The following is a 12,575-nucleotide window of genomic DNA, read 5'->3' as shown; positions in this document are numbered from 1 at the left end:
CCGCCATGGACGTCGCCGTCGTCGTGCTCTACCTCGCCGCCATGATCGCCTTCGGGTTCTGGGGGCGTCGCCGCACCACCGACCGCACCGACTTCCTCGTGGCCGGGCGCCGGCTCGGGCCGTGGCTCTACTCCGGGACGATGGCCGCGGTCGTCCTCGGCGGCGCCTCCACGATCGGCGGGGTCGGGCTCGGCTACCAGTACGGGCTGTCCGGGATGTGGCTGGTCGTCGCGATCGGCGCCGGGATCCTGGTGCTGTCGCTGGCGTTCTCCGGGCGGATCCAGCGGCTCGGGGTGTTCACCGTCGGGCAGATGCTGGAGCTGCGCTACGGCACCGGGCTCGGCGCCCCGTCCGGGATCGTCATGTGGGCCTACACCCTGATGCTGGCCGTCACCTCGACGATCGCCTACGCGACCATCTTCGGGGTGCTGCTGGACCTGCCGCGGGTGCCGTCGATCCTGATCGGCGGTGCGGTCGTGGTCGTGTACTCCACGCTGGGCGGCATGTGGTCGGTGACGCTCACCGACTTCGTCCAGTTCCTGATCAAGACCGTCGGGATCTTCCTGGTGCTGCTGCCGGTCGCGCTGTGGCGGGCGGGCGGCTGGGACGGGCTGGTCGCCGCGGTCCCCGCCGACGCGCTGTCGCTCACCTCGATCGGCGGCGGCACGATCCTCACCTACTTCGTGACCTACGGCTTCGGGCTGCTGATCGGCCAGGACATCTGGCAGCGGGTGTTCACCGCCCGCTCCCCCGGCGTGGCGCGTTGGGCCGGGTTCGGCGCCGGGCTGTACTGCCTGGCCTACGGCGTGGTCGGCGCGCTGATCGGCACCGCCGCGCAGGTCGTCGTGCCCGGCCTGGACTCGCGCGACGACGCGTTCGCCGCGATCGTCGAGGCCGCGATGCCGCCGGTGCTGGCCGGGCTGGTGCTCGCCGCTGCGCTCTCGGCGGTCATGTCGACCTCCAGCGGCGCGCTGCTGGCGACGGCGACGGTGTTCGACCAGGACCTGCTCGGCGCGCTGCGCCGCCGGCGGGGCGCGGCCGCGGGGGCCACGGGCACCGCGGACCCGGCGCACGACGAGCTGTCCGGGAACCGCTGGGCGGTGGCCGCGTTCGGCGTCGTCATGGTCGGGATCGCCTGCCTGCTGCGCGACGTCGTCGCCGCCCTCACCCTGGCCTACGGGATCCTGGTCGGCGGGCTGCTCGTGCCGGTGCTGGGCGGGCTGCTCTGGCGGCGCGCCACCCGGGCCGGGGCGCTCGCCGCGATGGGCACCGGGACGGTGGTCACCCTCGCGACGATGCTCGCGCTGGGCGACCTCTACGCCAACGAGCCGGTGTTCGCCGGGCTCGGGACGGGGCTGGTCGCCTTCGTCGTGGTGTCGCTCGCGACCCGCCCGGTCGAGGCCGACGTGCGGGCCGGGTGGGACGCGCGGGTGGGCGCCGCCGCGGGCCGGGACTGAGCAGCGGCCGGCGGGCCCACCCGCACGGTCAGCCGAGACGGGCGCCGTCGGCGGCGAACAGGTGCGTGCGCGCCGGGTCCGGCGCGAGGTGCACCCCGGTGCCCCGCGCCGGTGGGCGGCGTCCGTCCACCCGGGCCACCATCGGGTGCTCGACGCCGTCGACGCGGGCGCGGCCGTAGACGTAGGCGTCCGCGCCGAGCTCCTCCACGAGGTCGATCTCCAGCGGGATCCCGTCCTCGGCCAGGCGCAGGTCCTCCGGGCGGACGCCCACGGTGACCGTGTCCCCCGCCCCGCGCGGCACCGCGACGTCGACGCCGCCCAGCCGGACCCCGTCGGGGGTCACCGGGAGGCTCAGCAGGTTCATCGCCGGCGAGCCGATGAACCCGGCGACGAACGCGTTGGCCGGCCGGGCGTACAGCTCGCCGGGGGCGGCGCACTGCTGCAGCAGGCCGTCCTTGAGCACGGCCACTCGGTCGCCCATCGTCATCGCCTCGACCTGGTCGTGGGTGACGTAGACGGTGGTGACCCCCAGCCGTCGCTGCAGCGACGCGATCTGGGTGCGGGTCTGCACGCGCAGCTTCGCGTCGAGGTTGGACAGCGGCTCGTCCATCAGGAACACCTGCGGCTGGCGGACGATCGCGCGGCCCATCGCGACGCGCTGACGCTGCCCGCCCGAGAGCGCCTTGGGCTTGCGGTCCAGGTAGGCCTCCAGGTCGAGGATGCGGGCGGCCTCGGCGACCCGGTGGGCGATCTCGGCCCTGGCGGTGCCCGCCATCCGCAGCGCGAAGCCCATGTTCTCGGCGACCGACATGTGCGGGTAGAGGGCGTAGTTCTGGAACACCATGGCGATGTCGCGTTCCTTGGGCGCGACGCCGGTGACGTCGCGCTCGCCGATCCGGATGTGGCCGCCGTCGACGTCCTCCAGCCCGGCGAGCATCCGCAGCGAGGTGGTCTTGCCGCAGCCCGAGGGCCCGACCAGGACGAGGAACTCGCCGTCGGCGATCTCGAGGTCGAGGGCGTCGACGGCGGCCCGGGGCGAGCCCGGGTAGCGCCGTGTCACCGCGTCGTAGGTCACGCCGGCCATGGTGGTGGTCCTTCCGGTGGGGGGTCGGGCGCGCGGTACAGGTCGGGTCTGCGGTCGCGCAGGACGTGGTTGTGCGGGGTGAGGCGCTTGTCGCGGGCGGCGGCCGGGTCGAGGGCGGCCAGCAGCACGCCGGGCTCCCCCGGCGGCGGACCGCCGGGCCCGGCGAGCAGGTTCCCGTCGGCGTCGGCGATCACCGGCGCCTCGAACCAGGCGACCCCGCGCTCGGTTCCGCAGCGGTCCGCGGCGACCACGTGCACCCGGTACGCCCCGGCGACGGCGCGGACCTTGGCGACCTCCAGCGGGTCCTGCCCGCCGGGGGTCGGGCGCCACGGCCAGTTCACCGGCGCGGCGACGATCTCGGCGCCGTCCTGCGCGGCCCGGCGTACCCACTCGGGGAACTCCAGGTCGTAGCAGACCATCGGGGCGATCCGGCCGGCCGCGGTCGCGACCACCGGAGGTGCGGCGTCGCCGGGGGTGAACAGCGTGTGCTCGCGGTCCCACAGGTGGACCTTGCGGTAGACCGCGCGCCGCAGCCCGTCCTCGACGACGACGGCGCTGTTGTAGACCCGGCCGTCGGCGCCGAGCTCCGCGAACCCGGCCACGACGACGCAGCGCAGCTCCGCCGACAGGGCCGCGAACCGGGCGACGGTGGGCCCGTCGGCCGGTTCGGCGGCGGCCCGCGCCTCGGCGGCGTCGGCGAAGGCGTACCCGCAGACGGCGAGCTCGGGCAGGACGACCAGCCGGGCGCCGCCGGCGACCGCCTCGCGCACCGCGCGCTCGGCGATCGCCGGGTCCGGGGCGTCGATCCGCGCCGGGATCCGGCACGCCGCCACCGTCACCCGGCCGTCGGTGGCCGCCGCCGGTGCGGGGGCCACGGGCCCCGCCTCCGGTGCAGGCACCGTGGGGCCCGCCGCCGGCCCCGCCTCCGTGGGGTCCGTCGCCGACATCCCGGCCGCCTCAGTCGTCCTCGGCCGCGAACGCCAGCACCGCGGCCGGTGCGAGGTAGCCGTCGGCGTCGAGGACCCGGCCCCGGTCACGGGCAGCGGCCACGACCTCGCGCGCCCACTCGTGCCGGACCCGGCCGTCGCCGCCGGTGACCACCAGCAGCTCCGCGGTGCCGGGGGTGGCGGTCCGGCCGCCCTCGGCGTCGAGCGCCGTCACCGAGCGCCAGGCGCCGGGCGGCACCGACAGGGTGTCCCGCGGGCCGAGCTCGACGCTGCGCGCGTCGTCGCCGGTGTTGAGGGTGACCGCCCAGTGCCCGGCCTTCACCGTCAGCACCTGGGTCGCGTCGTGCCGGTGGGTGAGCACGCCGTCGCCGGGCAGGGCCCGCAGCCACGCCAGCGCGAACCCGTGCGGGTCGAGCAGCCGCGGTACGGCGGCCCGGCTCTCCACACTGCCCCAGCCGATGACCGGGGCGAACTCGGCGCCGCCGCCGGGCAGCCGCGAGCACAGGTACGGCTCGGCGACCCACGGCCGGTCGGCGGCGTGCACCACGCGGCCACGGAACTGCTCGCGGGTGTAGACGTCGAGCCGGTCGATCTCGGCCTGCTCCATCGGCCGGATCAGCGCGACGTCGTCGGGCAGCGCGTCCCCGGCGACGGTGTCGACGAGCCGGTTGTCCGCGGTGAGGTGCAGGCCGTGACCGGCCGCCTCGGCCAGGACCGTGGGGCCCCAGATGATGCCGCCGGTGTCGTCGCGCCCCAGGACGGTGAGCAGGATGCCGTCGTCGTCGCCGACGTTGGTGAAGCCGCGGAAGATCCACGGCGGGACCGAGACGACGTCGCCGTCGACGCTGCGGTAGGTGCCCTGGGTGCCGTCCGGGCCCCAGCGCAGCTCGTAGTCGCCGTCGAAGTTGATGAAGACCTCGGCGGTGAAGTGCAGGTGCAGGCTGTTCGTGGTGCCGTGCGGCATGCCCGCCGCACCGAGGTTGAAGCCGTGCGGCTCGCGCAGGTTGACGTGCTGGGACGCGTTCTGCGTGACCCCGGGGCCGATGAAGGAGTAGTTGTCCTTGCGGTCCGAGCCCGGGGTGCGGCAGTCGATGAACGCGGCCTTGCACGGGACCCAGTCCGCGTGCCGGACGGTGCGGCGGGCGAGCTCGCCCACGCTGACCACCGTGTCGTGCATGTCGGTGCTCCGGTCAGTAGATGTTGGTGTCGGTGAACGCCTCGGTCCGGCCGGCGTCGATCTGCGCACGCAGCGCGATCTCGTCGAAGACCCGGACCTCCTTGACGATGCGGCCGCCCTGGACCAGGAACTGCGAGACGCCGAGCAGCTCCACCTCGCCGCCGGTGAGCGGACCGAACGCGGGCGTGCCGCGGTAGGTCCCGCGCATCACCCAGGTCACCGCGATCCGCAGGCCCGCGTAGCGCTCGGCGTGGTTGGTCTGGACGTCGCGGACCTCGAACCTGGCGTCCGGGAACGGCGCGACGAGCGCGAGCAGGTCGCGCTGGTAGCCGTCCGGGCGGACGACGGTCTGGTCCCCGACGGTGTGCAGGAACAGGTCACGGTGCATGTAGTCGGTGACCTTCTGGTAGCGCCGGGAGTTCCAGACCTCCTCGAGGAACTCCAGTACCATCTCGCACTCGGGCCGGAAGTCGTCCGGCCGCGGGCCGCTGTCGCCGACCGCGAGCACGTCCTTGGGCGGCTGCTCGGTCATCGAGCCCTGGTAGCCGCGGAACCGCAGCTCCCGGGCGGCCTCGGCGGGGTCGATGCCCCGCTGCAGGCAGTCGGCGAGCTCGTCGCGCACCACCCACTCCTCCACCATCCGCCCGCGGCGGTAGAGACAGTTGGCGATGGTGCGCTTGCGGATCCGCCGCACGACGCCGTCGACGAGGATCTCGTCGGCGGAGAAGACCAGGTGCGAGCTGAGGAACGCGTCGTCGCCGCGGGCCTCCCACACCACGTCCTCCGCCTGCCCGACGTGCTGCGGTGCGCCCGCGATGCGCATCAGGCTGCCCTCGATCACCCCGTCGCGGCCGACCACGGTGCCGAGCCCGCCGTGGACGATCGAGTCCGGCTCGTAGTTGTCGACGATGTAGGACACGTCCCGCTGGACCCAGATCCGGTCGGTCACCTCCCGGATGAAGTCGTCCGGGTCGTTGTAGGGCTCATACGCGACCGGGTCGAGCGCCATGGTCGTCCTTCCTCGCCGGGATCCGTGCCACGACTGTATGCGTATGCACATCTGCCGGCAAGGGCCGCGCGGGGATTTCCGGCGACCGGACCGGCTACGCCCGGGGAGCGGCCACGGTCGCGCGGGCGACGTAGTGCGTCGGGTACACGACGTGCCGCGGCTCGGCCGTGGGGTCGGTCAGCCGCGCGACGACCAGGCGGGCGGACTCCCGGGCGACCTCGTCGAGGTCGTAGGCGACGGTGCTGAGACGGACCATGGCCCAGCGCGAGGTCGGCAGGTCGTCGAAGCCGACCACCGAGGTGTGACCGGGCACCGGGACGCCGGCCTCGGCGGCGGCGTCGAGCACCCCGAGCGCGACGACGTCGTTGCCGCACAGCAGCAGGGTCGGTCCGCCGGCCCGCTCGTACAGCGTGCGGAACCCCTCCCGGCCGGTGGCGAAGTCGAACGGGCCGTGCAGCACGTCGCGCTGGGCGAGCGTCAGGCCGTGCTCGTCGAGCACCGTGCGCACGACCTGCTCGCGCACCTCACCGGTGCTGGTGTTGCGCGGCCCGAAGATCGCCCCGATCCGGGTGTGGCCCAGCCGGACGGCCTCGTCGAGCACCTCGCGCACACCCTGCTCGGGGTCGACGGTCACCGCGTCGGCGGCCACGCTGGGTGCGGTCCGGTTCAGGTAGACGAACGGCACGCCGCGGTCGCGCAGCCGGGCGGGCTGGATGGAGTCCACCGTCGTCGTGGACAGCACCACCCCGGCCAGGCCGTGCGCGGCGACCCGCTCGGGCAGCGGCGCGGTCCCGGCCGACTCGGTGATCAGCACGAGCTCGTGGCCGAGCCCCTCCAGCTCGTGGTGCAGCGGGCCGATCATGTTCGCGTAGAACTGGTTCTCCAGGTCGGCGACGACCAGCCCGATCCGGTTCGAGCGGCCCACCGACAGCGCCCGCCCGATCGCGTTGGTCGAGTAGCCCAGGGCCAGGGCCGCCTCGCGGACCTTGCGCTTGGTCGCCTCCGACACCCGGGGGTGGTCGGTGAGCGCGCGCGACACCGTCGGCTGCGAGACCCCGGCGAGCCTCGCCACGTCGCGACTGGTGACCATGTCCGCCCTTCCCCCGACCGGCCGTCGAGCCTAGTGCTCCGCCGGACACACCCTTGACAGCGGCGCGTCGCCGCCGTTCACTGCTGAGCCGTAGCGCATACGTATGCTACCAAGAGAGGGCGGTATGGCGCAGGAACTGAAGAGTGCGACGGGGACGGCCCCGCGCCGCAGCGACGCGGGCGTCGCCGAGCGGGTCCGGGCGATCGTGGACGACGTGCGCACGCGCGGCGACGCGGCGGTGCGGGAGTACGCGGACCGGTTCGACGGCCGCGCCCCGGAGCGCCTGACCCCCGAGCGGGTCGACGAGCTGGTCGCGTCGCTGCCGCGGCAGGTGGTCGACGACATCCGGTTCGTGCAGGACCAGGTCCGGAACTTCGCGCGGGTCCAGCGGGAGTCCCTGCACGACGTCGAGGTCGAGACCCTGCCGGGTGTGGTCCTCGGGCACCGGCACGTCCCGGTCGGCTCGGCGGGTGCGTACGTGCCGGGCGGGCGGTACCCGCTGACGGCGTCGGCGCACATGACGATCGTGACCGCGAAGGCCGCGGGCGTCCCGCACGTGGTCGCCTGCACGCCCCCGATCCGCGGCGAGGTCCCGGCGGCGACGGTCGCGGCGATGCACCTGGCCGGCGCGGACGAGATCCACGTCCTGGGCGGGGTCCAGGCGGTCGCGGCGATGGCACTGGGCACCGACTCGATCTCCCCGGTCGACATGCTGGCCGGACCGGGCAACGCCTACGTCGCCGAGGCCAAGCGGCAGCTGTTCGGCGAGGTCGGCATCGACCTGTTCGCCGGGCCCACCGAGATCCTGGTCGTCGCCGACGACACCGCCGAGCCGCTCACCGTCGCCGTCGACCTGCTGTCGCAGGCCGAGCACGGCCCGGACTCCCCCGCCGTACTCGTCACCACCTCCGCCGCACTGGGACGGGCGGTGCTCGACCTGGTCGACCGGCTGCTGCCGGGGCTGCCCACGAACGACCTGGCCGGGCCCGCGTGGCGCGACCACGGCCGGATCGTGGTCTGCGACGACGCCGACGAGATGTGGCGCGTCGCCGACGACCTCGCCGCCGAGCACGTCCAGGTGTTCACCGCCCGGCCGCGCGAGGCGCTGGACCGGATGCGGAACTACGGGGCACTGTTCCTCGGGGAGAACACCTGCGTCTCCTACGGCGACAAGGTGATCGGCACCAACCACGTGCTGCCCACCCTGGGCGCGGCCCGCTACACCGGCGGGCTGTGGGTCGGGAAGTACCTCAAGACCTGCACCTACCAGGAGGTGCGCGACCCCGCGGCGAGCGCCGAGCTCGGCCGGGTCTGCGGGCGGGCGTCGCGGGTGGAGCTGTTCGAGGGGCACGCCCGCTCAGGCGACCTGCGAGCCTGGCGGCACGGCGGCGACCGGTTCGGCTGGCTCGATGAGGTCACGGCCGCCACCCCGGCCGTCCCGGTGGCCGGGTCGTGAGCGGATCGGTCACGGGGCGCACCGCGCTGGTGACCGGCGGCGGCAGCGGGCTGGGTGCGGCGATCGCGTCGCACCTGGCCCGCGCCGGCGCCCGGGTCGTACTCGCCGGACGGCGCGCCGACGCCCTCGCCGCGACCGCGGCCCGGATCGGGCCCGCCGCCCGGGCCGAGACGTGCGACGTCGCCGACCCGGACTCCGTCGCGGACCTGGCGGACCGGCTCGGCGACGAGGAGGTCTCGATCGTCGTCAACAACGCCGGGATCGCCGGTCCGGTCGCCCCGCTGGTCGAGGTGAGCCCGCAGGAGTGGGACGAGGTGTTCGCGGTCAACGTGCGCGGCACCTACCTGGTGTGCCGGGCGTTCCTGCCGCCGATGCTGGAGCGCGGCGACGGCGACGTGGTCAACGTGGCCTCGGTGTCGGGGAAGCGGCCGCTCGCCCGACGCACGCCGTACTGCGCGTCGAAGACCGCGGTGCTCGGGCTGACCTCGACGCTCGCGTTCGAGGCCGGCCCGGCCGGGGTGCGGGTCAACGCCCTGTCGCCCGGCCCGGTCGAGGGTGACCGGATGGACCGGAACTTCGCCCTCGAGGCGCGGCGGACCGGCACCGACGTCGCCGCGGCGCGCGCGGCGTTCGTCGGGCGGGCCGCGCTCGGCCGCATGATCACCGCCGACGAGGTGGGTGCGGCCGTCGTCGCGATGCTCGCCATGCCGGGGCTGTCGGGCGCCGACGTCGACCTGTCGGCCGGGATGATCGCGTGAGGGCGCGGGTCGCCGCCGGGGAGCGGCTCGCCGGGGCCCTGGTGCGGATGCCGTGCGAGGAGATCGTGGAGATGCTCGCCGTCGCCGGTCTGGACTTCGTCCTGATCGACTGCGAGCACGGCCCGGCCGACGTGTCGTCGCTGCGCACCCACATCGCGTTCGCCGACGCGCACGGGCTCCCGGTGCTGGTCCGGCCCGGGGAGGGCGAGCACCACCTGGCCCAGCGCGCGCTCGACCAGGGCGCCCGCGGGATCGTCGCCCCGCACGTGGAGGACGCGGAGCAGGCCGCCGCGCTGGTGCGGGCGCTGCGGTACCCACCGCACGGGACCCGGGGGTTCGCGACGTACCCGCGGGCGGGCCGGTTCGGCGAGGTCACCGCGGCGCAGCACCGGGCGGCGGCGCAGGACGTCCTGGTCGTGGCGATGCTCGAGTCACCCGGCGCCCTCGCCCGGGCCGGGGAGATCGTCGGGGTGGACGGGATCGACGGCTGGCTCGTCGGCGTCGCGGACCTGGGCGCGTCCCGCACCGACACCGACCCGCCCGTCGCGGAGCTGCTGGCGGCGGTGCGCGCCGACCCGGCGGTCCGCGGCGCCGTGCGGGCCGACCTGGCGGGATCGGCGGACGCGGCCGCGGCGTCGTTCGACGGCGGGGCGCAGCTGGTGGTCTACAACCTGACCGCGGTGATGATGGCGTCGTTCCGGGAGCTGGCCACGGCGACGGGCTGAGCGCCGCCGCCGGCAGGGCAGGCTCCGACCATGATCGCCGCGAGTGAGGGTTCCGGTGCCGTCCGTGGCACCGGAACCCTCGCTCGCGGCAATCTTGCGGTCGGCCCGGCGCACAACACCCCCGAGCCGGGGCTCGGCGCGTCCCCCTGCCCCCGGGCGCGTCGGCTCCCCCACGTGCCCGACGGCCGCGCGGTGATCCGCGGTACGCGCGCAGAACCGGTCGTCGCGCGCGTCCCGACGCGCGCGAACAGCCGATCACCGCGCGAGCGTCGGATCACCGCGCGGGCGTCGGATCAGCACGCGAACGCGGGATCACCGCGCGGGCTCCGGATCACACACGCGAGCGATCAGCGGGCGGAGCGCCCGTGCACCTCGGACAGCCACTCCCCCAGCAATGCCGCCACTGTGTCCTGGTCCTCGACCGGGAGCAGGTGACCGACGCCCGGCAGCACGTGCAGCCGGGCGTCCGGCACCAGCTCGGCGATCTCGGTGTGCCGCTCGACCGGGCACAGCCGGTCCTGCTCGCCGGCCAGCACCAGGGTCGGCACCGCGACGGCGGGCAGGGCCGGGCGCTCGTCGACGCGGGTGCCCTGCAGTCGCAGCTGGGCCGCGAGGCGCCGCTCCCCCGTCTCGTCGGCCATCTGGAGGGCGGTGGCGTCGAGCGACCGGTCGTGCAGCAGCAGGTCCAGCGGCTGCAGGGCCCGGGCGGGGGCGCCGTCGTCGAGCCGGGTGAGCGCCGCGTCCCAGCCGGCGCGCTGTTCGGGGGTGGGCGCGCGGGCGTTGGTCGCCATCAGGCACAGCCCGGCGACCCGCTCCGGGGCCCGCCGGGTCAACGCCATCGCGACGATCCCGCCCAGGCTGAGCCCGCCGAGGGCGAACCGGTCGGGCAGGGCGTCGAGCAGCGCCTGGACCTGCTCGTCGAGGGTCGGCCGGTCGAGGACCGGGTGCAGCGCCCCGGCCCCCGCCGGGCCCCACAGCCGGGCCGAGCAGTTCATGCCCGGCAGCAGGACCAGCGGCGGGGACGACGGGACGGCGGGCACCGCTCAGCCCTTGACCGAGCCCGCGCCCAGACCGGCGACGAGGTAGCGCTGGGCGACGAAGGCGAACCCGATCACCGGCAGCGTCAGCAGGATCGCGGCGGCGCCGGCCTGCTGGAGCATCGGCAGGGTCTGCCCGAGCTGGGTGGCGATGAAGACCGGGACGGTGCGGGCGACGACGTCGGTGAGCACGTTCGCCGTCAGGTACTCCTGGAACGCGAACAGGAACATGAAGATCCCCGCGGTCAGGATCCCGGGGCCCATCAGCGGCACCATGACCCGCCAGAGGATCTGGAAGCGGCTGCAGCCGTCGAGCATGGCGGCCTCGTCGAGCTCCTTGGGGATCTCGGCGAAGAAGTTGCGCAGCAGCCAGATCGAGAACGGCTGGTTGATCGCCACGAGCGCGGCGGCGACGGCGACGGTCGTGTCGTAGATCCCCAGCGAGCGCGACAGCTCGTACATCGGCAGTACGACCGCGAAGCGGGGCAGCGCACGGAAGATCAGCGCCGTGATGAGCAGGGCCACCGACACCCAGCCCGGGTAGCGCGACAGCGCGTAGGCGGCGGGGATGCCGATGAGCAGCGCGATCACCGTGCTGATCAGCGCGACGACCAGGGTGTTGAGCAGGTACCGGTAGAACTCGGTGGTCTGCCACAGGTCGACGAACGCGGTGAACGTCGGGGTCCAGGTGAACACCGGCGGGTCGAGGAAGGCGACGTCGGTCGGCTTGGTGACCGACATGGCCGTCCACAGCACCGGGCTCAGCATCACCCAGCAGACCACCAGCAGCAGGCCGCCGACCAGCACGGTCCTCCCCCGCGGGCGGCGGCGGGCCCGGGCGGGGCCGGCATCGTCGGACGGGCCGGGGGCGGTGGTGGCCGGCGGGGTGGTCTGCACGCTGGTCACTGGCGGGCCTCCTTGGCCATGTCCCGGATGAACGGGGAGAGCAGCAGCACGATCAGGACGATGAGCAGCACGTTGATCGCGCTGCCGAGCCCCAGCTGCTGGCCGCCGTCCTGGAAGGCGATGTTGTAGATGTAGAGCATGATCGACTCGTTGCCGATCTGCGGTGCCTGCGGCGAGAGCGGGACGAGCTGGTCGAACGTCCGCAGCACGTCCATGATCGAGATGATCGAGACGAAGGTGAGGACGCCCCGGATGCTCGGCACGATCACGTGCCAGTGCACCCGCCAGCCGGTCGCGCCGTCGATCCGGGCGGCCTCGACGATCTCCCCCGGCACGCCCTGCAGCCCGGCGAGGATCACCAGCATGGCGAACGGCAGCATGAACCAGACCGTGTCGAGCCCGATCATGACCCGGTTCGCCCACGGCTCGGTGAACCAGAGGATCTCGGCCCCGGTGAGTTCGGTGATCAGGTAGTCGACGACGCCGCCGAAGTTGGAGTCGAACAGCCAGGAGAACATCGTGGCGCCGACGACGTTGGGCACGACGTAGGACACCAGCAGCACGCCGAGGACCCACGGGCGGGACCGGCCGAGCCCGTTGACCAGGACGGCGAGCACGTAGCCCCCGACCAGTAGGACGGCGACGACCGCGACGGTCAGGCCGACGGTGAACAGCACGGCCCGCCCGAGCCGGGGGTCGGACAGGGCCTGGGCGTAGTTGTCCAGGCCGAGGAAGGTGCCGGGTTCGCCGTAGTTGACCCGCTGCAGGCTCCACTCCACCGTCTTGTAGAGCGGGAACAGCAGCAGGCCGAGCATCACCAGCAGGCTCGGGGAGACCAGCCCCAGGAACTCGCGCCTGCGCATGATCGCCTCACCTCGCTCTCGTGGGTAGTGGGAAGGGGTCAGTGCCAGTACCTCAGCGCCAGTACG

12 protein-coding genes are annotated in these 12,575 nt (G+C 74.3%); 4 read left to right on the top strand and 8 right to left on the bottom strand.

The annotated features are described in order from the left end of the window. Positions 1-5 precede the first annotated feature (5 nt). The gene (locus Ae505Ps2_RS19340; protein WP_075333243.1) at positions 6-1,457 is read left to right on the top strand and encodes a sodium:solute symporter; all 1,452 of its coding nucleotides are present in this window, start codon (positions 6-8) and stop codon (positions 1,455-1,457) included. A 28-nt stretch (positions 1,458-1,485) separates the two neighbouring features. Here the strand turns inward: Ae505Ps2_RS19340 and ugpC are convergent, their stop codons facing one another. The 5 genes from ugpC to Ae505Ps2_RS19315 all read right to left on the bottom strand — a co-directional run bounded on the left by ugpC (position 1,486) and on the right by Ae505Ps2_RS19315 (position 6,764). Further along, positions 1,486-2,541 carry a sn-glycerol-3-phosphate ABC transporter ATP-binding protein UgpC gene (gene ugpC, locus Ae505Ps2_RS19335; RefSeq protein ID WP_020624048.1) on the bottom strand — a complete coding sequence of 352 codons (1,056 nt, stop codon included), beginning with the start codon at positions 2,539-2,541 and terminating at the stop codon, positions 1,486-1,488. Beyond that, positions 2,529-3,416 carry a nitrilase-related carbon-nitrogen hydrolase gene (locus tag Ae505Ps2_RS19330; protein WP_075554276.1) on the bottom strand — a complete coding sequence of 296 codons (888 nt, stop codon included), beginning with the start codon at positions 3,414-3,416 and terminating at the stop codon, positions 2,529-2,531. The genes ugpC and Ae505Ps2_RS19330 overlap by 13 nt, the downstream gene beginning before the upstream one ends. Before the next feature lie 82 nt (positions 3,417-3,498). Further along, positions 3,499-4,665, bottom strand: a complete 1,167-nt coding sequence (locus Ae505Ps2_RS19325; RefSeq protein WP_075305769.1) for a hypothetical protein — start codon at positions 4,663-4,665, stop codon at positions 3,499-3,501. Between the two features lie 13 nt (positions 4,666-4,678). After that, a complete protein-coding gene (locus Ae505Ps2_RS19320) occupies positions 4,679-5,674 on the bottom strand; it encodes an ester cyclase (protein WP_075553837.1) in 996 nt (331 codons plus the stop codon). A 94-nt stretch (positions 5,675-5,768) separates the two neighbouring features. Beyond that, on the bottom strand, positions 5,769-6,764 hold the full coding sequence (locus tag Ae505Ps2_RS19315) for a LacI family DNA-binding transcriptional regulator (RefSeq protein WP_020626026.1): 996 nt from the start codon (positions 6,762-6,764) through the stop codon (positions 5,769-5,771). 124 nt (positions 6,765-6,888) lie between these two features. Between Ae505Ps2_RS19315 and hisD the strand changes: the two genes are divergently transcribed. Genes hisD through Ae505Ps2_RS19300 form a run of 3 tightly spaced genes read left to right on the top strand, consistent with a single transcriptional unit; the run spans position 6,889 to position 9,703 of the window. After that, on the top strand, positions 6,889-8,220 hold the full coding sequence (gene hisD / locus Ae505Ps2_RS19310; protein WP_075333242.1) for a histidinol dehydrogenase: 1,332 nt from the start codon (positions 6,889-6,891) through the stop codon (positions 8,218-8,220). Then, positions 8,217-8,978: an SDR family oxidoreductase gene (locus tag Ae505Ps2_RS19305; protein ID WP_075553836.1), complete on the top strand. Its 762-nt coding sequence runs from the start codon at positions 8,217-8,219 to the stop codon at positions 8,976-8,978. Before hisD ends, Ae505Ps2_RS19305 begins: the two co-directional genes overlap by 4 nt. Beyond that, positions 8,975-9,703, top strand: a complete 729-nt coding sequence (locus Ae505Ps2_RS19300; RefSeq protein ID WP_075305765.1) for an aldolase/citrate lyase family protein — start codon at positions 8,975-8,977, stop codon at positions 9,701-9,703. Before Ae505Ps2_RS19305 ends, Ae505Ps2_RS19300 begins: the two co-directional genes overlap by 4 nt. Positions 9,704-10,050: 347 nt before the next feature. Here Ae505Ps2_RS19300 and Ae505Ps2_RS19295 read toward each other — a convergent pair whose 3' ends face one another. From Ae505Ps2_RS19295 to Ae505Ps2_RS19285, 3 genes are read right to left on the bottom strand one after another with little or no spacing between them, the layout of a single operon-like run. Then, positions 10,051-10,743 carry an alpha/beta hydrolase gene (locus Ae505Ps2_RS19295; protein ID WP_083696048.1) on the bottom strand — a complete coding sequence of 231 codons (693 nt, stop codon included), beginning with the start codon at positions 10,741-10,743 and terminating at the stop codon, positions 10,051-10,053. A gap of 3 nt (positions 10,744-10,746) precedes the next feature. Further along, a complete protein-coding gene (locus Ae505Ps2_RS19290) occupies positions 10,747-11,646 on the bottom strand; it encodes a carbohydrate ABC transporter permease (RefSeq protein ID WP_075305764.1) in 900 nt (299 codons plus the stop codon). Next, on the bottom strand, positions 11,643-12,509 hold the full coding sequence (locus Ae505Ps2_RS19285; protein WP_075305763.1) for a sugar ABC transporter permease: 867 nt from the start codon (positions 12,507-12,509) through the stop codon (positions 11,643-11,645). The genes Ae505Ps2_RS19290 and Ae505Ps2_RS19285 overlap by 4 nt, the downstream gene beginning before the upstream one ends. Positions 12,510-12,575: the final 66 nt, after the last annotated feature.

This window comes from Pseudonocardia sp. Ae505_Ps2 (genome assembly GCF_001932425.1).
Lineage (GTDB): Bacteria > Actinomycetota > Actinomycetes > Mycobacteriales > Pseudonocardiaceae > Pseudonocardia.
The sequence above is the reverse complement of the archived record's forward strand: the minus strand, read 5'-3'. Positions and strand labels throughout refer to the sequence as shown.